Here is a 22,940-nt window from a genome sequence, read left to right on the forward strand (position 1 = left end):
TCACACCTTCTCGAAGATGCCGGCGGCGCCCATGCCGGTGCCGATGCACATGGAGATCATGCCGTAGCGGGCCGAGGTGCGCTGGAAGGCGCTCATCAGCGTGGCAGCACGGATCACCCCGGTGGCGCCCAGCGGGTGGCCGAGGGCGATGGCGCCGCCCTGGGGGTTGATCCTGGACTGATCCATGTCGAGCTGCTTCATCACCGCCAGGGCCTGGGCCGCGAAGGCTTCGTTCAGCTCGATCCAGTCGAGATCGGATTGCTGGATGCCGGCCGCCTTGAGGGCGCGGGGGATCGCCTCGACCGGACCGATGCCCATGATCTCCGGCGGCACACCGGCCACCGAGTAGCTGCAGAAGCGCGCGATGGGCTTGACGCCGTAACGCTTCACCGCAGCCTCGGACATCAGCAGCACCGCACCGGCGCCGTCGGACATCTGGGAGCTGTTGCCGGCCGTCACCGAACCACGCGCCGCGAACACCGGCTTGAGCTTGCCGAGGCTCTCGACGGTGGCGTCGCCCCGCGGGCCTTCGTCGGTGTCGCAGATGCGCTCGGTGACGCGGACGGTGCCGCCCTCGCCCGGCACGTGGGTGCGCACGGTGTAGGGCGTGATCTCGTCACGGAAGGCACCGGCGGCGATGGCCGCGGCAGCGCGCTGGTTGGACTGAACCGCGAAGGCATCCTGGGCGGCACGGTCGATGCCCCACTGCTGGGCGACCTTCTCGGCGGTGAGACCCATGCCGAAGGCGATGCCGAGGTTTTCGTCCTTGGCGAAGATGGCCGGGTTGAGGGAGATCTTGTTGCCCATGATCTGGGGCATCACGGTCATGCTCTCGGTGCCGGCGGCGATCATCACGTCGGCTTCGCCCAGGCGGATGCGCGCAGCGGCGTCGGCCACGGCCTGCAGGCCGGACGAGCAGAAGCGGTTGATGGTGATGCCCGGCACGGTGTTGGGCAGGCCGGCGAGCAGCACGCCGATGCGCGCCACGTTCATGCCCTGCTCGGCTTCCGGCATGGCGCAGCCGACCACCACATCGCCGATCTCGGTGGCGTCGAGCCCCGGCACCTTGGCGACCACCGCCGACAGCACGTGAGCCAGCATGTCGTCCGGGCGGACGTTGCGGAACATCCCGTTGCGCTTGGCCACCGGCGTGCGGGTGGCGGCAACGATGTAGGCTTCCTGGATCTGTTTCATCGAATTCTCCTTAGGGGCAGTGAGGAGTAAGGCGTGAGGAGTGAGGAGACCGATGCCAACCCGGTTGCGCTGACGATCGCAGCGTACAAAGCCGGAACAGGGCCTCCTTACTCCTTCCTCCTATCTCCTCACCGCATCACAATCAGTTGCGCAGCGGCTTGCCGGTTTCCAGCATGTGCACGATGCGCTGCTGGGTCTTTTCGGTCTTGAGCAGATCCACGAAGAGCGCGCGCTCCACGTCCAGGATCCATTGCTCCGACACCTTCGCGTTGGTTTCCACCTCGCCGCCGCACAGGGCGGTGGCGGCCGCACGGGCGACGCGGTAGTCCCAGGCGGAGATGAAGCCGCCCTCCTTCATGTTGATGAGCATCATTTCGCAGGTGGCGATGCCGTTACGGCCAGCCACCTGCACGGCGCGCTGGATCAGCGGCGGCTGGTAGCCGGATTCGGCGATCGCCCGGGCGCGGGCCAGGGCCACGTGGAGCAGCTCGTTGGCGTTGAAGAGGATGTCGTCGGATTCCTTCGCGAAGCCCAGCTCCACCGCCTGCAGGGCGCTCTTGGAGACGTTGGCCATGGCGATGGTCTGGAACATGTTCTGGATGAAGGGGAACACGTCGCCGCCCGCCGCCCGGCTGGCGAGACCGGCCGCCCGCAGCGCGAACTCCTTGCAGCCGCCGCCCGCGGGGATCAGGCCGACGCCGGCCTCGACGAGGCCCACGTAGCTCTCCAGCGCCAGCACCCGGTGGGTGGCGTGCATCACGAACTCACAGCCACCGCCCAGCGCCATGCCCTGCACGGCCGCCACGGTGGGCACCGCGGAATGCTTGAGGGCCATCGAGGCCTGCTGGAACTTGGCGACAGTCTTTTCGAGACGGTCGAACTGGCCGGCCTTGCAGGCTTCGACCACCTGCGCCAGGTTGGCGCCGACGGCAAACGGCGCCTCGTGCCAGATCACCAAGCCGTCCAGGTCGCGCTCGGCGCGGGCGATGGCTTCGAGCACACCGTCCAGCACCTCGTCGCCCACGGCGTGCATCTTCGACTTGAAGGAGATGATGCCGATGCGGGCGTCCTTGGCCGGGAGATTCCACAGGCGCACGCCTTCGTTTTCCCACAGGGTGACCCCGGCATCCGGCGCGGCCTCGCCGAGCACGCGCTCGGGGAAGAGCTGGCGCTGATACACCGGCAGGGTCGAACGGGGCTTGAGGGCGGCGTCGGTGGCGCTCCATGAGCCGTCCGGCGTGTGCACGCCGGTGCGGCCGTCGAACACCCAGGCGGGCAGCGGCGCATTGGTCATCGCCACACCGGCCTCGATGTCGGCCTTGATGGCGTTGGCGATGGTCTGCCAGCCGGCGGCCTGCCAGGTCTCGAACGGGCCCTGCTGCCAGCCGAAGCCCCAGCGCATGGCGAAATCCACGTCGCGGGCGTTGTCGGCGATGGCGCCAAGCTGGCAGGCGCAGTAGTGGAACACGTCGCGGAAGATCGCCCACAGGAACTGGGCCTGCGGGTGGGCGCTTGCGCGCAGCTGGGCGAAGCGCTCGGCCGGGTTACGGTTCTTGAGGATGGCCAGCACTTCCGGCGCAACCTCACCGGCGCTGGGGCGGTAGGCGCCCGAGGCCAGATCGATCACGTTGATGACCTTGCCTTCCTTGCGGAAGATGCCGCCCTTGGTCTTCTGGCCCAGGGCGCCCTTGGCGATCAGGCCGGCGAGCCACTCGGGCGACTTGAAGTAGGCGTGCCACGGGTCGTCGGCGAGGGTGGCGTCCATGGTGCCGATGACGTGGGCCATGGTGTCCAGGCCCACCACGTCGGCGGTGCGGTAGGTGGCGCTCCTGGGGCGGCCGATGAGCGGGCCGGTGAGGGCGTCCACTTCGTCGAACCCGAGGCCCATGCGCGCGGTGTGGTGCATCACCGCCAGGATCGAGAACACGCCCACGCGGTTGGCGACGAAGTTGGGGGTGTCCTTGGCGCGGACGATGCTCTTGCCCAGGCGGGTGGTCAGCCAGGCTTCGAGGGCATCGAGGGTGGCGGCGTCGGTGCCGCGGGTGGCGATCAGCTCGACCAGCGCCATGTAGCGCGGCGGGTTGAAGAAGTGGATGCCGCAGAAGCGGCTGCGGGCGGCTTCCGGCATGCCCTCGGCCAGGGCGTTGATCGACAGGCCCGAGGTGTTGGAGGCGAAGATCGCGTCCGGGCGGATGAACGGGGCGACCTTGGCGTAGAGGTCGAGCTTCCATTCCATCTTCTCGGCGATGGCCTCGATGATGAGGTCGCAGTCGCGCAGCTTTTCCAGATCCGAACCGTAGTTGGCCACGTCGATGAACTGGGCCCGGTCGCGGGTGGCGAGGGGCGCCGGATCGAGCTTCTTGAGCCCGTCCACGGCCTTCTTGGCGATGGCGTTCGGGTCGCCGTCCTTCGGCAGGTCGAAAAGGATGACCGGCACGCTGGCGTTGGCGCAGTGGGCGGCAATCTGCGCCCCCATGACGCCGGCACCCAGCACGGCCACCTTGCGAATGATGAGTCTGCTCACTTGCTCCTCCTTCAGATGCGGCCCATGGGTGAGCCGGCTTTATGGTTCAGGAATCCCGCGAATTATTTGAACAACTGTTCAAATCTTAGCGCAATCATGAATTTAGATGCAACAGTCAGAAAAAAAGTCAGATGCCGACGGCGGTCGGCAGCGAGCCTTCCGGGGCAAGAAAACCCGCCACCACAAAGGGTCGCAGGCGGGCCATGATGCCTTCAGGATTACCGGCATCGGCGAGGGAATAGGTTTCGGTCATCCGCATCACATCCTTTCCGGCCATCGCGTAGGCGACGATGCCGACGAAGAAGTACATGCGCCACACCACGTCGTCCTGGGAGAGGTGGGGCAGCGTGCGCATGAAGGCCTGGCGATAGCGATCCACCGCCTCCCGGTATTCAGCCGGAAAGAAGGCCTCGGTGCCTGGGCCGGGCTCGTAGAACGCGCGGCCGATCAGTTGCTTGAAGACCTCGCCCGAGATGCTGTCCTTGCGGGTGAGGCGTAGCGCCGACGACAGGAAGGCATCCACCAGCACATCGACGGCGATGGGCTTGCCGGCGGCGTCCAGTTCGAGCTTGTCGAGATAGGTCACCCGGCTTCCGCCACGGCTGCCCAGAGCCCGCTGGTACACCGCCTCCATCAGCCCCTGTTTGGTGCCGAAGTGGTAATTGACCAGCGCCACGGGCACCCCGGCGGCGCCGGTGATCATGCGGATCGAGGTGGCGGCGTAGCCGTTTTCCATGAACAGCCGCTCGGCGGCGTCGAGGATGCGGGTCTTGGCGTCGGGGGCGGAGTCAATGCGCGGCATGAAGGGGCCAGATGAAGACCGGCGCCGGAGATACCGGCGCCGGGTTGGTACGGCAGATCAGAAGGCCATCGAGTACTGGGCGCCGAGAATCCACACGCGGGCGTCGTACACACCGGTCACGCGGCCACGACCGAGGGCGCCGCTCTGGTCGTTGTCGATGTGGGATTCGCCCACGCGCAGGTAGGCCGCACCCAGATCGACCAGCGAATCCTTCGCAACCTTGATCTGGGCGCCGGTCGAGAGCCAGGTGCGGTTGCTGTCGGGCAGGGAGACCAGGCGATGCTGGTCGCTCTGCACCGGGGTCTGGTCGTAGGCCACGCCGAACTTCAGCTTGACCTGCTCGGTGAGGCGGTAGTTGGCGCCGAGGGCGAAGCGCCAGGTGTCGCGGAACTTGGTGTCGAGAGTCTGGGCTGGAGTCGTGGCACCAACACGCATAATGTCCACCGTCGGAATACTGCTCCAACCAGTCCAGGACACGTCACCAAGCATTTCCCACTTGTCGTTGAGAGTCTGCGCCACGCTCAGGATGAAGGTTTCGGGCAGCTCGACATCAGCTGCCGCAGCACCCGTCGTCAATGTCGGAATACGACCAGCCGCAGGGCCGCTAAAGGACAGGTCACCCTTCAGGTCGTGCTTGATCGACGAACGGTAGGACACGCCGACCTTGGTCGTCGGGCTGAGGGTGAACAGGGCGCCCACGTTCCAGCCCCAGGCATCGTTGTCGGCCGACAGAGTGGCGGAGGTTCCCGCGACGTTCAGGGGCGTGACGGGGCCCACAGCCGCCCGACGGATGTACTCCACCTTCATCTTCTGGTAGTTGAGGCCGCCACCCACCGAGATCTTGTCGTTGATCCGGTAAGCCAGGCTGGGATTGAGGTTCATCGTCTTGATGTCGAACTTGATCGCCTGCGCCGCCCCCACCCAGGGATCGTTGTACTCGGTGACCTGCCCGAACGGCGCGCCGATGCCGAGGCCGGCGTAGAGGTTCTTGGTCAGCGCCCACGACATGTAGGCGTTGGGGATGAAGGCCCAGCTGCCGGCATCGTTGCCCTCACCTGCCGAAGCGAACGCGCCAAGGCTCGACGACCCTCTGTCACTGAACTTGAAGGTCGGGCGCACGGCCGACATGCCGACCGAAATCTCGCGATCCTTCAGCTGGGTCATGCCGGCCGGGTTGAAGAAGATCGTGCTGGCGTTCTCGGCCACGGCCGCCGAGCCCGCATACGAATTGCCGATACCGCTGGCGTTCTGCTCGAGCAGCTGGAAGCCGGCGGCGGCTGCCTGGCCACTGGCAAGACCGGCGGCAACCAGGGGGATCAGGCGGGCGATGGTTTTCATCTTCATGGTGTCTCCTCACGTGGGCGCTGTCGTTGTGTGCAAGCCTCGGGCTGCGCGACGTCCCGGGCGTTTCTGGTTGGGCGAATCCGCTGGGGATTCGCGGCAAGGGTGATGTCAGTGCTGGGTCAGACGTTCGTTTCAGGCGGAATTTCCCGCTTCTGGCCGTTCTTGTCCACTGCCACGTAGGTGAGCACGGCTTCGGTCACCTTCACGACGATGGGGTGCTCCGGGTTGCGCTCGGCGTACACCGCCACATCGACGGTGATCGAGCTCCGCCCGACCTTGATGATCTCGGCGTAGAAGCTAACGATGTCGCCCACCGACACCGGCTGCTTGAACAGGAAGGAATTGACCGCGATGGTGGCCACCCGGCCGCGGGCCCGCTTGATCGCAGGCACGGCGCCGGCGATGTCCACCTGGGCCATGATCCAGCCGCCAAACACGTCGCCCGACGGATTGAGATCGGCCGGCATCGGCATCACGCGCAGGACCGGCATCTGGTCTGGCGGAAGCTGGGTGGGTTGATTGCACATGGGGTGGCTCCTCGGATTGGTTCAGCCGGCCGTGCCGGCGCGGGACAGATTCATCGGCCCGCCGGTAAAAGGCGGAAAGCCGGTCCCGAATATAACGCCGGCGTCGGCCAGATCGGCATCCTCGACCACGCCATTTTCAACGCAGCGATGGGCCGCAGCCAGCAGCGGGGCGGCGATCCGCTCGGCGAGCCCGGCCGGCGGAGCACCCGCGGCGGCCTTCTTAGCCTTGCCATCGACCCACGCGTAAAAGCCCTGCCCGCTCTTCTTGCCGAGCTGGCCGGCGGCCACGCGATCGGCCAGCGCCCTCGGCAGCACCGCATCCGCGCCAGCCAGCGTCTTGCCGGCCGCCACCGCAATGTCGAGGCCGACGGTGTCCATCAGCTCCACCGGCCCCATCGGCATGCCGTAGGCCACCAGCGCGGCGTCGATGGTTTCGGGCGCGATGCCCTCGTCCACACAGCGCAGCGCCTCATACATGTAGGGCCCGAGCACTGCGTTGACCAGGAAGCCCGGTTCGTCCTGCACCGGCAACGGCAGCTTGTCGAGCTTGCGCACGAAGGCTGCCGCACGACGATAGGGTTCGTCGGCCGACACCGCGCTCTTCACCACCTCGACGAGCGGCAGCACCGCCACCGGGTTGAAGAAGTGGATGCCCACCAGCCGGCTCGGGTCGGTCAGCGCGGTGGCGATATCGGCGATGCGCAGGCTCGATGTGTTGGACGCCAGCACCGCATCGGGCCGGGCACGCCTCTCGATGTCGACGAAGAGCGCGCGCTTCGCGTCGAGGTTCTCGAAGATCGCCTCGATGATGAGATCGGCCTGGGCCACGCCGGCGCCTGCCGGGTCGGGGATCAGGCGATCCAGCGCAAAGCGCGCCTCCCGGGGCTTGCCGCGGAACTTGCGCTCGATGCGCTTGCCGGCCCGGGCGATGGCCGGGGCGATGCGTTCGACGGACTGATCCTGCAGCGTCACGATCATCCCGCGGAGCGCGCATTCGGTGGCGATGTCGCCGCCCATCACGCCGGCGCCCACCACGTGGACGCGCCTGGGCTCAAAGTCCGAGCCCTTGCCGAAGCCCTTCATGCGCTCCTGCAAGAAGAAAACACGGATCAGGTTCTTCGCCGTGGGCGAGCGGAAGATCGCCTCCAGCGACGAGGCCGAGTTGGCCGGCACCGCCAGCGCGTTGCCGCCGTGATTGGCCCAGATGTCGATGATCGCGTAGGGCGCCGGGTAGTGCTCCGGGCGCGCCTTGGTGGCCACCTGCTTGCGCGCCTTGCCGGCCACGATGCCGGACAGCGGGCCGTTCATCAGCTTCTGCATGAAGGGCAGCCGGCGCGGCTCGCGGCCGGAAAGCACCAGCATCCGCGCGGCGTTGTCCATCACCCGGGCGGGCACGGCCTCGTCGGCCAGGCCCAGGCGCTTCGCCTTGCGGGCATCCACACCCTTGCCGGTGAGCATCAGATCCAGCGCGGCAGCCGGGCCGATCAGCAGCGGCAGGCGCAGCATGCCTCCCCAGGCCGGGTAGATGCCCAGCATCACTTCGGGCAGCGCCATGCGGGTGCCGGGCTCGTCCACCGCGATGCGGTAGCGGCAGGCTAGCGCCAGCTCGAAGCCGCCGCCCATGCAATGCCCGCGCACCAGCGCCAGCGTGGGGTAAGCCACGGCGGCCAGGCGGTTGAAGAGGTTCCAGCCCCGCTCCACCAGCACCCGCGCTGCGGCGGCGGAGTCGATGGCGGTGAATTCCTCGATGTTGGCGCCGGCGATGAAGCCCGCGGCCTTGCCCGAGCGGATCACCAGCGCGGTGGGCGGCTGGCGGTCGAGCTCGTCGAGGAGCTGCCCCAGCTCGGTCATCACCGCAAAGCCGAGGGTGTTGGTGGTCGAGTCGGCCACGTCGAGGGTCGCCCAGGCGATGCCGTCGGCGTCCCGTTCCAGTTTCCAGTGCGTCAGGTTCATCACAGGGCCTCCACCAGCATTGCGCCACCCAGACCGCCGCCGATGCAGATACTGGCGATCCCCCGCTTGCCGCCCGTGCGCCGCAGGGCGTGGAGCAGGTGCAGCACGATGCGCGCCCCGCTCGCCCCCACCGGATGGCCCAGCGCCACGGCGCCGCCATCCACGTTGAGCTTCGCCGGGTCGATGGCGCCCAGCGCGCCGGGCAGGCCCAGGCGCGTACGGCAGTAGTCGTCGTTCTGCCACGCCCGCAGGCAGGCGATCACCTGGGCGGCAAAGGCTTCGTTGATCTCCCACAGGTCGATGTCGTCGCGCCCGAGGCCGTTGCGCACGAGGATCGGCGAGGCCGCATGCACCGGGCCGAGGCCCATGCGCTCGGGCTCCAGCCCGGCCCATTCGGTGTCGACGATGCGGCCGATGGGTTCGAGCCCGTGGCGCTGCACGGCGTCTTCAGAGGCGAGGATCAGCCACGCCGCGCCGTCGGTGATCTGCGAGCTGTTGGCGGGCGTGACGCGGCCGTATTTCTTGTCGAAGAAGGGCTTGAGCTTGGCGAGGCCGGCCATCGAGGCGTCCCGGCGCAGGCCGTCGTCGGCGCCGTACACCGTGCCGTCCTTGTCGATGAGCGGCACGATCTCACCAAAATGCCCGGCGTCCTGGGCGGCGGCTACGCGGCGGTGGCTCTCGACCGCAAAGGCGTCCATGTCGTCGCGGGTGATGCCGAACTCGAAGGCCAGGTTCTCGGCGGTCTGGCCCATCAGCTGGCCAACGATGGGGTCGGTGAGGCCCTTCATGATGCCGATCACCGGCGCCAGGTAGCCGAGCTTGAAACGCCGGATCATCGCCAGCTTCTCGCCCAGGCTACGGGCGCCCATCCAGCCGGCGAACCAGCGCACCATCGGGTCGGAATACAGCAGCGGCGCCCGCGAGAGCGCATCCACACCGCCCGCCAGCACCAGCTGCGAGCGCCCCCGCTCGATGTTGGCGATGGCCGAATCGATGGCCTGCATGCCCGACGCGCAGTTGCGCATCACCGTCCAGCCCGGCACGTCGATGCCGCAGCCCATGCGCAGGGCCACCACGCGGCCGATGTTCACCTCGTCGGGCGACGGCGCGGCGCAGCCGAGGATCACCTCGTCCAGTTGGTCCGGCGCAAAGCGCTGGCGGGCGAGCAGCGCGCTGCCGGCGGCCGTGGCCAGATCCGACGCCGCAAACGGCCCAGGCGCGTTGCGGGCCTTCAGGAATGGGGTGCGCGCCCCGTCGATGATGTAGATCGGCTGGTTCATGGCGGAGCTCAGGCGGCCTGCTTCTGCTGTTCGGTCATGTCGGCGAGCGCGTCGCGCAGGCCGAAGTCGTAGGGGAAGTCATCCACCCGGATCACCTTGTCGCGCAGCTCGCCGCGGCGGTGGATCAGGCGATGCTCCTCGCCGCTGATGATGCCGGCGGTGAAGGCCGCGTCGTACAGCGCATCGACGCCGCCATTCACCAGCAGGCCGGGCTTGAACTCGCCGCGCTTGATCGCCTGGCGGACCTTGGCCTCGATCGGCTCGGCGGCGAGGGTCGCCAGCAGCGCGGCCTCGAGCGCACCGACGGGCTCCTCCAGATCGGTGGGCAGATGCACGTCGGAGGTGAGCCGGTCGCGGGTTGCGGACGGGTTGATGAGCAGGGTCGCCACTTCATGGCCCAGCTTGTCGGACGGCACCACGTAGGGCCGGCCGAGGGGGAAGACCACCACCCGACGCAGCAACAGCGCAAAGAAGCGGTTGGGGAAGTTGGCAATCACGCCCTCGAAGGCGTTCTGGATCTTGAACATGCAGTCCCAGATCGCCCAGTGGAGCAGCGGCAGATCGGCGCTCTGGCGGCCTTCGTCCTCGAAGCGCTTGAGGGTGGCGGACGCCAGGTACATCAGCGAGAGGATGTCGCCCAGCCGCGCCGAGAGCTTTTCCTTGCGCTTGAGCGCGCCGCCCAGGGTGCCCATTGAGATGTCGGCGATGAAGGCGAAGGCGGCAGAGAAGCGGGTGAGCTGCTGGTAGTAACGGCGCACCTCCGGCGCGATGCCGTCCGGCACCGACACGAAGTGCGAGCCTGTCATGCCCATCACCAGCGCCCGGCCGGCGTTGTTGATGGTGTAGCCGATGTGGCCCCAGAAGGCGTCGTCGAAGGCGGCCAGATCGCCGCTGCGGGCGGCGTCCATTTCCTTCAGCACATAGGGGTGGCAGCGGATCGCGCCCTGGCCGAAGAGGATCAGGCTGCGGGTGAGGATGTTGGCGCCTTCCACGGTGATGCCCACCGGCACCTGCTGGTAGGCGCGGCCGAGGAAGTTCTGCGGGCCCAGGCAGATGCCCTTGCCGCCGATCACGTCCATGCCGTCATTCACCGATTGCCGTGCGCGCTCGGTGACGTGGTACTTGACGATGGCCGACACGACGGACGGCTTCTCGCCCAGGTCGATGGCGCCGGCGGTCATCACCCGCGCGGCGTCGCACAGGTAGGCGTTGGCGCCGATGCGGGTGAGCGCTTCTTCCACGCCCTCGAACTTGCCCACCGCCGTCTTGAACTGGTAGCGCACGCGGGCATAGGCGCCCACCGCGCGGGCAGTCATCTTGAGCATGCCGGTGTTGGAGCCCGGCAGCGAGATCGAACGCCCGGCAGCCAGGCACTCCATCAGCATCCGCCAGCCCTGCCCCGCCATCTTGGGGCCGCCGATGATGAACTCCAGGGGCATGAACACGTCCTTGCCGCGGATCGGGCCGTTCATCCACACCGCGTTGAGCGGGAAGTGACGCCGGCCGATATCCACGCCCGGGTGGTCGTGGGGCACCAGCGCGCAGGTGATGCCCAGGTCTTCCTCATCGCCCAGCAGGTGCATCGGGTCGTACAGGCGGAAAGCCAGCCCGAACACCGTGCACACCGGCGCGAGGGTGATGTAGCGCTTGTCGAAGCTCACGCGCATCCCCAGCACCTCGCGCCCCTGGTAGATGTCGCGGCAGATCACGCCCGAATCCGGGATCGACGCCGCATCCGAACCCGCCCACGGGCTGGTGAGCGCAAAGGCCGGGATGTCCTGCCCGCTGGCGAGGCGCGGCAGGTAGTGGCGCTTCTGCTCCGGCGTGCCGTAGTGCAGCAGCAGCTCGGCCGGGCCGAGGGAGTTGGGCACCATCACCGTCACGGCCGGCGCCGACGAGCGGGTGGACAGCTTGGTCACCACCTGGGAGTGGGCGTACGCCGAGAAGCCCTTGCCGCCGAACTCCTTGGGAATGATCATCCCGAGGAAGCCCTTCTCCTTGATGTAACGCCAGACTTCGGCCGGCATGTCCTGCTGCTGGGTGCATTCCCAGTCTTTGGTGAGGCGGCACAGCTCATCGGTTTCCACGTCGAGAAAGCGCTGCTCCTCGGGCGTCAGCGTGGGCTTGGGGAAGGCCAGCAGGCGGTTCCAGTCCGGCTTGCCGGCAAACAGCTCGCCTTCCCACCACACCGTGCCGGCCTCCAGCGCGTCCTTCTCGGTCTGCGACATCGAAGGCAGCGCCTTGCGGAACGGCTTGAAGATCTGCGCCGTCACCAAACCGCGCCGCACGGCGGGCAGCAGGAAGACCGCCCCGATCACCGCTACCGCGGCCACCACGCCGGTAGTCAGCGCCACCGGCCACGCGGCCAGCCAGCCGAGCGCCGCAATCCACGCCAGCCCCACCCCATACCAGGCAAAAAAAGGCGCTCGCCCGTAGGCGAGCGCGACCACCAGGGGAGGGAGGGAAACCAGAAACCAGTAAGCCATGAGATGTCTCCTCGCGTGCGGTGCCGTCGTTCGCGGCCCACATCCGTTTCTTTATGGGTTCGAACCAAAATCTGCCAGCGGCGCCCGCAGGCCGCCCAGCAGAAAACTCATCAACCGAGGCGCCAGGCGCGACGGGTGTTCATCATCGAATTTGCCGGTGACAAGTTGCAGCGCGTCGGTGCCGGCAATGGCGTAGGACATGGCGCCCATCATGAAATGGAAGCGCCACAGGATCTCCTTGCGCTCCACCTCGGGCAGCGCCCGGTACAGCGCCGACAGGAAACGCTCGACGCACTCGGCGTACTCCTCGGCCAGAAACTTGCGCACGAACTCGTTGGGCTCGGTGTAGGTGCGGCCGAGCAGGCACATGAAGGTATGCCCGCCGCCCTCCACATCGGCCGCCATCCGCAGCGCGGTGCCGAAGAAGGCATCGACGATGCGGCTCGGCTTGAGCGGCGCCCCGCCCGCCTCGGCCTCCATCCGATCCAGCACCGCCACACGGGCGTTGTTGAGATCGGTCAGCCGGCGGCGGAAGACCCCCTGGATCAGCAGCTCCTTGGTGCCGAAGTGGTAATTCACCGCGGCCAGATTGACTCCGGCGCTGCCGGTGATCATGCGCATCGACGTTCCGTCGAAGCCATGCTCCATGAACAGCACCTCGGCCGCATCGAGAATGCGGCTGCGGGTATCGGGCGAAGTCTTGGCGGAATCGTCGCGCATGGGCGTGGCCTCGAAAGATGGCTGACGGAGCAAAATCAAACAGACGTTTTAATCATACGTTTAGTTTGATCAAAGTCAACGGGTTTGCACATCACCGGAGGCGGCATTGGTGGAGACTGATAAATGAAACCTGAGGTGGCCGCAGCGAATCCGCCACATGCATCCCAACACCCGCACGCTCCGACTGGCACCCGGCTGCAGCTCACTTCACGGGCGTGTTCCCCGTGGCGACGAGGCGGGCCAGCCCTGGACGAACCCTCCACCCGGAGTTGCGTTGGGAGGGCCGGGTTCGACCGGCGTTTCACCTTGGCCTGAACCCGATTCTGTTGAGCGTCGCAGTAGGTGCGCTCGGCGGCGGGCGCAAGAAGGTATCTGTCGCCCCCTGCCGGCAGCGGGGACCAGACCTGACGCAAGCCGGTGTTCGCCGCGTCAAGCAGCGCGTAGGCTGGTCGATGGCTTTCTGGCGCGCAAAGGCCGTGGTGGAGAGTTTCATCCAGTTGCTCGCGCGCGAGCGGATCAGGCGCCGGCGCCGCTTGCCCGGAAACGCAGTCACGACACCCCGCACCCGCCGGTCGAAGATGAGCGGCGGGGTCTTTTGACGAACGGGGCCGTCAACGCAATCCGCGGCGATTCGGATAGACATCGCCGCGGCGTGATGATCGGGATCAGTTCAGATCCGCGGAGGGTCCGTCTCGCGTGCGGGGTGCCGGTGCTTGCCTGCAGCGGCGATGAAGGCTGCCGTGCCCTTGTCGATCGCCTCGACGCTGGACAGCAGAACGCCGGGATCAGGACCGCCCGAGGGCAGCTGGGTTGAGATGCCCGCTTCGTCGAGGATGGCCTTTGAGGCGCCGACGGCCAGGATGGTCTTGCCGTGGCGATACTGGTTGGTCACGAACTCCAGCGTCTGCCCGTATCCGGCCAGCAGCCCTACCCCGTCGCTTCCGTCGGGCAGGACGAGCGAGTCGAACAGTACCGGCGGTGAATTTTCCAGCGTACCGGTCGCCTCCACCGACTCGCCGTCGGCGGTTCTGACCGGACCAAGGCGGGGCGCGACAATGCACGCGACGGCGCCGGCGGCGGTCAGCGCAGCCCGAACGGCGACGATGGAAGCACCGTGCACGCCATCGGCGGCCAGGATCGCCACCTTGCGGGTACGGATACCGCCGTCGCCGGGCAAGGCCGTCAGGGACAATGCCGGCGACGTGACGACTTCGGGGGCGGTGGATTTCGCCAGCGCCAGCGGCATCGCCTCGGGCACGTTCATGCCAAGTCCTGCGGCGATTTTCGCGGCCATGTCGGCGGACACGTTCACCAGCGAGGCCAGCATGCGTTGCCGGATCGCCGGCACGGTGAGCTTGCTCAGTTCGAAGCGGAAGGCGCCGACGATGTGCGCCTTTTCGACCTCGGTCTGACTTTCATAGAAAAGGGTGGCCTGGGTGTAGTGGTCGGCAAACTTCTCCGGCTTGCCGCGCAGTTTGTCGCCGGCAAGCGGCTCCGGGAAAGACACGAAACCGGCCGCACCGGCCTGAAACGGGCAGCCGCCGCCGAGCGAGTTGGGCTCGTAGGCAACGCGGCCCCTGGGGATGGCCTGACGGTGCAGGCCATCGCGCTGGTTGTTGTGGACCGGCGCCAGCGGCGCGTTGATCGGGATCTCGTGGAAGTTTGCCCCACCCAGCCGGGTGATCTGGGTGTCGACATAGGAGTGGATGCGGCCCGCCAGCAGCGGATCGTTGCTGAAGTCGATGCCCGGCACCACGTGCGCGGTACAGAAGGCGACCTGCTCGGTTTCGGCAAAGAAGTTGTCCGGGTTGCGGTTGAGCACCATGCGGCCGATCGGCGTTACCGGCACCAGTTCTTCGGGGATCAGCTTGGTGGCGTCAAGAACGTCGAAGCTGAAGGCTTCGGCCTCATCTTCGGTGAAGATCTGCAGGCCGAGCTCCCATTCCGGGTACTCACCGGCTTCGATGGCGCCCCACAGGTCGCGGCGATGGAAGTCGGAATCGGCGCCGGCGATCTTGACCGCCTCGTCCCAGACCAGTGAATGGGTGCCCAGCTTGGGCGTCCAGTGGAACTTGACGAAGTGCGACTCGCCCGCCGCATTGACCAGCCGGAAGGTGTGCACGCCGAAGCCCTGCATCATCCGATAGCTGCGCGGAATGCCACGGTCGGACATCACCCACATCAGCGTGTGGGTGGTTTCCGGCATCAGCGAGGCAAAATCCCAGAAGGTGTCGTGGGCCGACGCCGCCTGCGGCAAGCCGTTGTGCGGTTCGGGTTTGACGGCGTGGATCAGGTCCGGGAACTTCATCGCATCCTGGATGAAGAAGACCGGGATGTTGTTGCCCACCAGATCCCAGTTGCCCTCGTCGGTGTAGAACTTGACCGCGAAGCCACGCACGTCACGCGCCGTATCCACCGAGCCCCGTTCGCCGGCGACGGTGGAAAAGCGCACGAAGACCGGCGTGATCTTGCCCGCCTCCTGAAACGGTGCCGCACGGGTGAGGTCGGTCAGCGGCTGGTAGGCTTCGAAGTAGCCGTGGGCGGCCGATCCGCGCGCATGAACGATGCGCTCCGGAATGCGCTCGTGGTCGAAGTGGGTGATCTTCTCGCGCAGGATGAAGTCTTCCAGCAGGCTCGGCCCGCGCAGACCGGCTTTCAGCGAATTCTGGTTGTCACCGACGGCGACGCCCTGATTGGTGGTCAGCACCTCTCCGGCGGAGTCGACGCGCGCCCGATCGAGCGAGGCTGCGCTGCCGCCGGTCTTGGCCGAAAGATTGGCTTCGCTGAGGGTGCTGGCCGATGCCAGGGCGGATGTCGGCGCCAGCGTCTGCCCGGCCGGTGGCGCGATCGCGTTGTCCCGCCCGAACTCCTTGCTCTTGCTGGCGTTGTACGGCATCGACGCGACGAGGGCCTCGACCGCGGAGGCTTGTTCCGCCAACGCGTCGGCGGCACCGGGGTCGCGTGCCGGGAGCGGCTGCGTAAGGGCAGCCACCGATTTGGGATCAGTCTTTTTCATGGGTTTGCGCCGAGTGGTTGAGGGTCGTCATCGACCGGGTGAGGTTTGGGCGTTCAGGTCGGGCCGCCGTAGGGGCGCCAAGGGCCGGCATGCTGGCCGAGTCGGTCGGCGACGATGTTCAGCACCTCCCGGTTCCAGCCCATGCCCATGTGGCTGCCGTCGACCTCGATGTCCTCGACCAGCCTGGAGCCCTCGTCGTGGCGGCAGGTTTCCCATGCGACCACGCCATCGGATCGGCTGTAGATGGACGTCGTGCGGATGGGTGGCGGCATGCGCAGGCGTTCGATCCACAGCGGATCGATGCTGGCGGCACCGCCGCCGAGAAGGCTGGATATCCAGCTCGCGCTGATGTCGTCTGCGCTGCCATTGAACGGCGTGGCGATCGTGATCACCTGCCGCAGCTTTGGGGCGAGCAGCTTGCCAAGCTCCCGTGCGTACAGGCCGCCAAGGCTCCAGCCGATGAGCGTCGCCGGTTTATCGTGTTTCTCGAGTTGCCGGGAAACCTCATCCGCCAGCGCTTCGAGCCAGGCACCGAGCTCGCCCCGCGGCCCGGTGTTGAACCCCTGCCCCCAGTCGAACGCCTCGTAGCCGAGGTCCTGGCAGTGGGCTCGCAGGATCGACACCGACGTGCCGTCGGCCCCGAGGCCCGGGAAGATCACCACGGGATGCCCGTCGCCGGGCAGCGCCTTGGGGGGCGCTGTGAACTGGAGAAAGGTCAACTCCATGGCTGCGCGGAACGGTTCCAGCAAGGTCAGCGAGGGGTTCAGGGCGGTGGCTGCGTTATTTCTTCTCATGGTCTTCCTGTCGTGGATGCGACGAGACGCCGCCGTATGAAACCCCCTGCGCAGACCAGCCGTTACGCGGTGTGCCAGGGAAACCTGCCGGGTCACTGTCATTCCACGTCAGGCATTTCACGCTGCGCGGCGACTTCGGGTCGCCTGGCAGCCGGGTTGTGGCGCAGGCCGGTTTCAACTGCGTCGTTTCGGTTTGGCCTTGGGCGCTGCAGGCGCGGTCGTGCCGAGCAGGGTCTTCAGGTTGTCGTCGGTAGCCTTGGTCACCGCGGCATTGATCTGGCGTTTGGCCTGGGCGGCCGCCTGGCCGCGCATCGTGCTGGCCATCCGGTTTGCCGCGCTCAGCCAGATGCTCATGAACGGATTCTTTTTAAGCCAGGGATTGGACATGGTCGTATCCCTTCAGGCGCGGGCGGCGAGAAGCTCGGTCTTGCGCGCGGCCATCTGCACACCCAGCTCAGCCAGATCCAGTGACGTGGCCTTGGCCTTGGGGAACATCTCGTTCTGCTCTTCCTTGACGTGGTGCTTGACGTATTCGGACAGCACCTTGACCTTGGCCGCATAGAGCTCGCCGTCAGGCTCAACCCCTTCGATCTGGGCGATCAGGTCCTTGAGGCTGGCATGCTCGACCGTGGCCTCCGGCACCAGGAGCTTGTCCTTGAGTGCCGCCTTGACCGCCGGGTAGAAGATCTCCTCCTCGATCTGCGCGTGGACGCTCAATTCGGTGCAGATCTCGGCGACGAGCGCCTTCCTCTTCTTGCTGGAATCCGCTTTTTCGTACTCTTCAAACAGTCCACTCACCGTTCCGTGGTCCGCCTTGAGCAAGGCGATCGCGTCCTGCGCAGCAGCGGCGGGCTTCGGTGTGGCGGGGGTTTTGGTAGTGAGGGTCTTGGTGCTGGCTGTCATGGCAGTTCCTTGGTTATCTGGTGGGGATGGGGTGTGCAATCAATGCACGAACAACGCGATCAAAATGATGATCGGAATGGGTATGCCCAGAAACAGCAGCACGAGTGAACGCATGGTCGGGCCTCCTTAGGTCGGCGATCTGGAAGGAATGCTCAGGCATCGCGCTGCCGGCCACCGTAAGTGGCGGCCAGGCTGGCGACGAAGGCGCCACTGAGCAATGAGACGAAAGTCCACAGCGCCGCGTAGGCCGACGCCTTGCGCGCCTTGTCGGCGCTGGATCTGGCGGCAACTTCCGCGTCGTTCAGCCGGGCCTGAGCGCGCGCGTAGATGTCGGTGACACGTTTCTCGGCGTCGTGTTGCGACATGCCGGTGCGTTTAGCAACCAGCTGACCGACGTACTGGATGTCCTCGGGCGGCAGGGGTTCGGAGCGGCTGACGTTCGTGAAGATGCGCCCCACCTCGGCGGCCTCATTGGCCATCGTGGCCATCGTGCGCTCGGACGTCTGGGCAGACTCGACGCCTGCGCTCCGGCGAAACAGGGAATCGACGAAGTAGGCCATCGGCCCGCGCTCCATCGACGACATCGGGCCCGCTGCCACGATGCCGCCCGCCGCCACGGTGGCGGAACTGGCAACCCCTTCGACAACCGCAGCGCCGGCCTGGACACCGCCACTCAGGACGGACCCGATCGCCGAAGTCAGCAGCGCCGCGGTGGCCAGGGAGGCCACGGCCCAGGCCAGAAAGCCGTGGGCGGTGTCACGAAAGTAGACCTCGTCGGGGTCGGTATCCATCCATTTCGTTCGCAGCCGGCCGGCGAGGTAGCCCCCCATCGCAGACGAAAGCAGCTGCGTGAGCGTGAGCCACACGATGGTCGACACGCCAAAGCTCGCTGCGCTGACGCCTTCACGGGCCCACGGCGATACCGAAGACAAGCCCAGTCCGACGCCGAGGATCAGCAGGATCAGGGACAGGGACGCGCCGGCGGCAGCGCCGGCAGCGATGGCCCCCCACGAGACGGCGCAGGTCGACGAACGCGGGCTGTCGGCGTAGGCGTCGGACAGACCGTCTGAATACTCCAGTGGATCAACAGGTGCGGTTCGCGTGGTTGCCATGGCAGTCCTTCGGGTGGTTGCAGGTTTCGAGGAGTCATGCCCGATAACATCGGCCAGATGCTGCACGGTAGTGTTCCGGCGCCAGCGGGTCTGTTGGACAACACACATACCGGCGGCTGTCGCCGTGACCGGCACCAGGCTTTGGGCATTGAGACGGCGCCTGCTCGCGCTCTTCCGCTGCCGATATGTCGGCTTGCGTACATATGCCGGCACTTTTGAGGTTCAGACTGGGTTCGTCCTGCCGGCGGCCTGCTGCACCCGGGCACTCGGGAGAGGACCAAAACCGAACATCGACAGTCGTCGAACGAAGGGAAGGTTTCCCCCATGCTGGTACTTGGAATCGCCCTCGCGTCGGCGCTGTTCGCGGTCATCGTGGTGCTGAACTTCGCCACGGGCGAGAAGAAGATTGAACACAGCGTCGAGCGCCTGTATTCGGCCGCCGATCCGGCCTTCGGGCGCGCGATGGGGGTGCTGCTCGGGCCGGCCATCCTGCATGACAACCGTTTCGAAGCCCTGCTGAATGGCGACCGGATCTTTCCGGCCATGCTCACGGCCATTCGAGATGCGACGAAGACCATCACCTTCGAGAGCTACATCTACTGGTCGGACGCCATCGGCAAGGCGTTCGCCGAGGCGCTCGCCGAGCGGGCACGTGCCGGCGTCAAGGTGCATGTGCTGCTCGACTGGGTGGGCAGCAACAAGATGGACCCGACGCATCTCGCGGTCATGGAGGCGGCCGGTGTCGAGGTGCGCAAGTTCCACAAGCCCGATTGCTACTCGCTGGCGCGCATGAACAACCGGACGCACCGCAAGGTGCTGGTTGTGGACGGCAAGGTGGGCTTTACCGGCGGTGTCGGCATCGCCGGGCTGTGGACGGGCAATGCCCAGGATCCGCAGCACTGGCGCGACACCCACTTCAGGGCCGAGGGGCCGGTGGTGGCGCAGATGCAGGCCGTATTTCTCGACAACTGGATCAAGGCCACCGGTGCCGTCCTGCACGGCGACGACTACTTTCCGGCCCTGCGGGAAGCCGGCGACGAGGCCGCCCAGATGTTCAGCAGCTCGCCCTCGGGCGGTAGCGACAGCATGCATCTGATGTACCTGCTGGCGATCAGCGCGGCGCATCACTCGATCCACCTGTCGAGCGCCTATTTCGTCCCCGACGCCCTCAGCACGCGGGCGCTCGTCGATGCACTCGAACGCGGGGTCACAGTGGCCATCATCGTGCCGGGCAAGCACAGCGACGCAGCCATCGTCCGCCGTGCCTCGCGGGCCCGCTGGGGCGCCCTGCTGGCTGCCGGCGCCGAGATTCACGAGTACCAGCCGACGATGTATCACTGCAAGGTGCTGATCGTCGATGGCCTGATGGTGTCGGTCGGCTCGACCAATTTCGACACCCGCTCGTTTCGCCTCAATGACGAAGCCAATCTGAACATCTACGCAGCCGATTTCGCGCGCCGGCAAATCGAAGTGTTCAACGCCGACCTGTCGCAATCACGGCAGATCAGCCTGCACGCGTGGCAACGGCGGCCGCTTGCCGAGAAGTTCCTGGAACACGCAGCGTCGCTCGTCGGCGCACAACTTTAGACAAGGGCCCGCTCATGCCTTCCACCGCCACCGCATCCGTTTCGTCCCTGCTCGCTTCAGTGCACGCCGTGGCCAGGCGCTTCCTCACGCTGGTGACAGCGGAGGGCAGGCAAGCCGGCCTGAGGCTGTTGTCCATGCTGGGGCTGGCCCTGCTGGCCGCCGGTCTGGCGATCACCGGCTGGCTTGGTCTGCTGGCCGGCCTCATCGTCGCCCTCGTGCAGAACGACATCGTCCGCCTGGGGCCTGCGCTGGGGCTCGCGGCCCTGCTCAGTTTTTCCGGCGCCGGCGGAATCGTGCTGCTATTGATGCGGGGCAGCCCGAAGCCGCTTTTCGCGGCGACGCAGCGTCAGCTCGGGCTGTGGAGCGAGCCGAAAATCGAGGCGGGCGACGCCCCTCCCCCGCACCCTCCGTACGAACGGGAGGTCGAGGAAGGCAGGATGGTCGCCCATGCCGAATACCAGGCGTTGCGAAAGCGCTTGCGCCGCCGTCTCGACTCACCGCTGATCATCGGCGGCGGTGTGCTCGCGGGAATCGCCGTCGGGTATCTGGCGGGTGGCCGGGGCCGCACCAGGGGCCGGCATCAGGCCGGACGTCCCCACAACTGGATGCAAGTCCTCGGTGTGCTGCGCGTGCTGACGCCCCTGTGGCTGGCGCGTCGGTCCGCGTCCCGAGCGCTGGCGGATGGCGGGGAAACCGCCGCCGCGGGTGAGCGCCATGGATCTTAGTCAGATCAGGCGTCTGATCGACAGCTCGGTTAACGCCTGGCTGGACGATTTTGCACCCAGCATGGGCGCCGCCCTCGCCTACTACACGCTGTTCTCGCTTGCGCCGCTGCTCATCATCGTCATCGCCATTGCCGGCCTCGTCTTTGGCCAGGATGCTGCCCGCGGTGAGATCGTTGCGCAGATACAAGGCCTGATCGGACGCGACGGCGCGATCGCCGTGCAAGGGCTGCTGAAAAGCACCAGCGAGCCCGCCCAGGGATTCGTTGCCATCGTGCTCAGCACCATCATGCTGATCGTCGGCGCGACGACCGTGTTCGCGGAATTGCAGAGTGACCTCGACCGCATCTGGCGCGTCCCCGTCCCGGCACGAAAGATGGGCATCCTCGTCTTGCTGCACACCCGCCTGCTTTCCTTTGGCCTGGTGCTCGGGCTCGGATTCCTGCTTCTGGTCTCGCTGGTGATCGGTGCCGCGATCGCCGCCGTCGGCAAATGGTGGGACGGCTACTTCGCCGGCTGGGAGGCCGTTTTCCAGGCGATTGATTTCTGCATCTCCTTCGCCATTTCGACCGCGCTCTTCGCGATGATCTACAAGCTCATGCCGCGAGCCCGGATCGCCTGGCAGGACGTCTGGATCGGCGCGGCCGTGACGGCGCTCCTGTTCGAGATCGGCAAGTTGCTGATCGGCCTGTATCTGGGCAAGACCAACGTCGCGTCGGGTTTCGGGGCGGCCGGCTCGCTGGTCGTGCTGCTGGTTTGGGTCTATTTCGCGGCGCAGATCTTTCTGCTGGGGGCCGAATTCACCTGGGCCTACGCCCACGAACGCGGTTCGCAGGCAGAGCAATCCGCACACGGCGGCGCGGTAGTCGCTGAGTCAAGTCTGCCGGATTGATCGCCGACGGCGGCCCGCGGCGGCGCTGACAGTCGAGCGTGACCTGATCGCCCTCCCCTCAATAGTCTGACCATCCTTTCGTCGGCTCCATCCGCAAATGGTCCGTTGGCGCCTGCGCCTCAGAAAGGCTGGGAGCCCTTCCAACCACGATGCAGACCTGTGCTCATTGGACTGATCAACAACATTGCCGTCCTGGTCGCCCTGGTTGCGCGGGGGCTGATCAGAGAATGCCAAGGTTCGGGAGCGCACCAGAGGCACTGCCAAACCTCCTTTACGTCTTCGCGCAGACCGACAACTCCATCACCCGCAAATACGGCAGAACGGGCCTCGGCCGCGCCATCTCGAAGAAGATCGCCCCGCTGATGGGCGGCGACGCCGGCGCCCAGTCCGTCCCGATCCTGGCCATGACCGCCAACGCCTCTGCCGAAGACAAGCCACGCTGCTTCGCTGGCTTCAGCCCGGCCGGCGCAGTGGGTCGAGGAGCGCCCGCAGGTTGTTGTGATCCAGCTCGTGCATCAGCGCGAGCAGCTGGCCCAGCTGCCCGGCGGGAAAGCCCTCCCGGGCGAGCTGCGCTTCGGCGATGTACGGCACGAAGAAGCCATCGCCGCCGGCAAAGCGGTGCGCGACGCCTGCGCCCTTCGAGGGCCGGGGAAGTACAATCCCGGCGCCGCGCTTCATGCCCCCCGCTCATCGACAACGCCAATGAATCACCAAGCCCTCTCCTCTTTCATCTGGTCGGTCGCCGATCTGCTGCGTGGCGACTACAAACAGTCCGAATACGGCAAGGTCGTGCTGCCCTTCACCGTCCTGCGGCGCCTCGACTGCGTGCTGGCTGCCACCAAGCCCGCCGTGCTCGCCGAGCTGGAAGCCAAGACCAAGGCCGGCCTCAACCCCGACCCCTTCCTGCTCCGCGCGGCCGGTCAGCGCTACTTCTACAACACCTCGCCGCTCGATCTTTCCACCCTGCTCGGCGACCAGGACCACATCCGCCAGAACCTCTACGCCTACATCCAGGGCTTCTCGCCTGCGGCCCGCGACATCTTCGAGCGCTTCGACTTCTTCACCCAGGTCGAACGCCTCGCCA

Annotated in this window: 19 protein-coding genes; 4 read left to right on the forward strand and 15 right to left on the reverse strand. The window is 66.7% G+C overall.

The window, feature by feature from the left end; genetic code table 11:
- From Q0672_RS11955 to Q0672_RS12020, 14 genes are all read right to left on the reverse strand, one after another.
- Nucleotides 1-1,194, reverse strand: a complete 1,194-nt coding sequence (locus Q0672_RS11955) for an acetyl-CoA C-acyltransferase (protein ID WP_153159734.1) — start codon at nt 1,192-1,194, stop codon at nt 1-3.
- 142 nt (nt 1,195-1,336) lie between these two features.
- Nucleotides 1,337-3,718: a 3-hydroxyacyl-CoA dehydrogenase/enoyl-CoA hydratase family protein gene (locus Q0672_RS11960; protein ID WP_298622446.1), complete on the reverse strand. Its 2,382-nt coding sequence runs from the start codon at nt 3,716-3,718 to the stop codon at nt 1,337-1,339.
- Nucleotides 3,719-3,845: 127 nt separating this feature from the next.
- On the reverse strand, nt 3,846-4,520 hold the full coding sequence (locus Q0672_RS11965; RefSeq protein ID WP_298622447.1) for a TetR/AcrR family transcriptional regulator: 675 nt from the start codon (nt 4,518-4,520) through the stop codon (nt 3,846-3,848).
- 57 nt (nt 4,521-4,577) lie between these two features.
- Entirely contained in the window at nt 4,578-5,864 is a 1,287-nt protein-coding gene (locus Q0672_RS11970) for an OmpP1/FadL family transporter (protein WP_298622449.1), read from the reverse strand.
- A gap of 119 nt (nt 5,865-5,983) precedes the next feature.
- Entirely contained in the window at nt 5,984-6,391 is a 408-nt protein-coding gene (locus Q0672_RS11975) for an acyl-CoA thioesterase (protein WP_298622451.1), read from the reverse strand.
- Nucleotides 6,392-6,412: 21 nt separating this feature from the next.
- Complete coding sequence (locus Q0672_RS11980; RefSeq protein WP_298622453.1) at nt 6,413-8,344, reverse strand: 3-hydroxyacyl-CoA dehydrogenase NAD-binding domain-containing protein; 1,932 nt, start codon at nt 8,342-8,344, stop codon at nt 6,413-6,415.
- Nucleotides 8,344-9,624 (reverse strand): acetyl-CoA C-acetyltransferase, encoded by a 1,281-nt coding sequence (locus tag Q0672_RS11985; RefSeq protein ID WP_298622455.1) that lies wholly within the window; start codon nt 9,622-9,624, stop codon nt 8,344-8,346. Before Q0672_RS11985 ends, Q0672_RS11980 begins: the two co-directional genes overlap by 1 nt.
- 8 nt (nt 9,625-9,632) lie before the next feature.
- Complete coding sequence (locus tag Q0672_RS11990; RefSeq protein ID WP_298622457.1) at nt 9,633-12,110, reverse strand: acyl-CoA dehydrogenase; 2,478 nt, start codon at nt 12,108-12,110, stop codon at nt 9,633-9,635.
- A 51-nt stretch (nt 12,111-12,161) separates the two neighbouring features.
- Nucleotides 12,162-12,830: a TetR/AcrR family transcriptional regulator gene (locus Q0672_RS11995; RefSeq protein WP_298622459.1), complete on the reverse strand. Its 669-nt coding sequence runs from the start codon at nt 12,828-12,830 to the stop codon at nt 12,162-12,164.
- Between the two features lie 670 nt (nt 12,831-13,500).
- Entirely contained in the window at nt 13,501-15,846 is a 2,346-nt protein-coding gene (locus Q0672_RS12000; protein WP_298622461.1) for a catalase, read from the reverse strand.
- Between the two features lie 53 nt (nt 15,847-15,899).
- Nucleotides 15,900-16,640 (reverse strand): alpha/beta fold hydrolase, encoded by a 741-nt coding sequence (locus tag Q0672_RS12005; RefSeq protein WP_298622463.1) that lies wholly within the window; start codon nt 16,638-16,640, stop codon nt 15,900-15,902.
- Nucleotides 16,641-16,814: 174 nt separating this feature from the next.
- Nucleotides 16,815-17,027 (reverse strand): hypothetical protein, encoded by a 213-nt coding sequence (locus Q0672_RS12010; protein ID WP_153159745.1) that lies wholly within the window; start codon nt 17,025-17,027, stop codon nt 16,815-16,817.
- A gap of 12 nt (nt 17,028-17,039) precedes the next feature.
- A complete protein-coding gene (locus tag Q0672_RS12015) occupies nt 17,040-17,543 on the reverse strand; it encodes a hemerythrin domain-containing protein (protein WP_153159746.1) in 504 nt (167 codons plus the stop codon).
- A gap of 152 nt (nt 17,544-17,695) precedes the next feature.
- Nucleotides 17,696-18,655, reverse strand: coding sequence for a hypothetical protein (locus tag Q0672_RS12020; protein ID WP_298622465.1), 960 nt, complete (start codon nt 18,653-18,655; stop codon nt 17,696-17,698).
- A 375-nt stretch (nt 18,656-19,030) separates the two neighbouring features.
- On the opposite strand from Q0672_RS12020, the gene Q0672_RS12025 reads away from it, so the two are divergent.
- The 3 genes from Q0672_RS12025 to Q0672_RS12035 are packed head-to-tail and all read left to right on the forward strand — an operon-like array spanning nt 19,031 to nt 21,856.
- The gene (locus tag Q0672_RS12025; RefSeq protein WP_298622467.1) at nt 19,031-20,242 is read left to right on the forward strand and encodes a phosphatidylserine/phosphatidylglycerophosphate/cardiolipin synthase family protein; all 1,212 of its coding nucleotides are present in this window, start codon (nt 19,031-19,033) and stop codon (nt 20,240-20,242) included.
- 14 nt (nt 20,243-20,256) lie between these two features.
- The gene (locus tag Q0672_RS12030) at nt 20,257-20,967 is read left to right on the forward strand and encodes a hypothetical protein (protein ID WP_298622469.1); all 711 of its coding nucleotides are present in this window, start codon (nt 20,257-20,259) and stop codon (nt 20,965-20,967) included.
- Entirely contained in the window at nt 20,957-21,856 is a 900-nt protein-coding gene (locus Q0672_RS12035; RefSeq protein ID WP_153159749.1) for a YihY/virulence factor BrkB family protein, read from the forward strand. The genes Q0672_RS12030 and Q0672_RS12035 overlap by 11 nt, the downstream gene beginning before the upstream one ends.
- A gap of 453 nt (nt 21,857-22,309) precedes the next feature.
- On the opposite strand, the gene Q0672_RS12040 is transcribed toward Q0672_RS12035, so the two are convergent.
- A complete protein-coding gene (locus Q0672_RS12040; RefSeq protein ID WP_153159750.1) occupies nt 22,310-22,534 on the reverse strand; it encodes a DUF3820 family protein in 225 nt (74 codons plus the stop codon).
- Between the two features lie 24 nt (nt 22,535-22,558).
- Here Q0672_RS12040 and Q0672_RS12045 point away from each other — a divergent pair.
- The coding region (locus Q0672_RS12045) for a type I restriction-modification system subunit M N-terminal domain-containing protein (protein ID WP_298622473.1) at nt 22,559-22,940 on the forward strand (382 nt) is incomplete at its 3' end.

The sequence above is a fragment of the uncultured Zoogloea sp. genome, from assembly GCF_937894855.1.
GTDB classification, from domain to species: domain Bacteria; phylum Pseudomonadota; class Gammaproteobacteria; order Burkholderiales; family Rhodocyclaceae; genus Zoogloea; species Zoogloea oryzae.